We start from the raw sequence: 365 nt of genomic DNA on the forward strand, positions 1-365 counted from the left end.
CAAGCTTCCAACGCGATGGCCAGTCAATAATGCAGTTCTGATTGTTCCCGAGCACATTTGGGCGAAGATTAGCCACGCCGACGCGCGTAACACCTTTCGCAATGATCCTCCGCTGGTGGGCACAGGCCCCATGATTGTTTCAGAGTTTCAGCCGGGTCAATTTGTCCGCTTGGCGTCGAACAAGTATTTTCGCATGGGACAGCCGCCCATGGCAGGCATGATTTTGAACCTGTTCAATACAGCAGATCCCATCGCCCAAGGTCTAAAAAGTGGCAACCTTGACTACGGTTATGGCATCACATCTGCTCAGTGGGAGGATCTCTCCAACCATTCCGACATTAGGGTCGGCCAATCGCGGGTCGAAC

At 53.2% G+C, this 365-nt stretch carries 1 protein-coding gene; it reads left to right on the plus strand.

Annotation, left to right across the window (positions count from 1 at the left end):
• Window positions 1-365: ABC transporter substrate-binding protein (locus tag EN852_RS36455; protein ID WP_246694526.1), on the plus strand; the 365-nt coding region annotated here is incomplete at both ends.

This window comes from Mesorhizobium sp. M2E.F.Ca.ET.209.01.1.1 (genome assembly GCF_004010375.2).
Classification (GTDB): Bacteria; Pseudomonadota; Alphaproteobacteria; order Rhizobiales; family Rhizobiaceae; genus Mesorhizobium.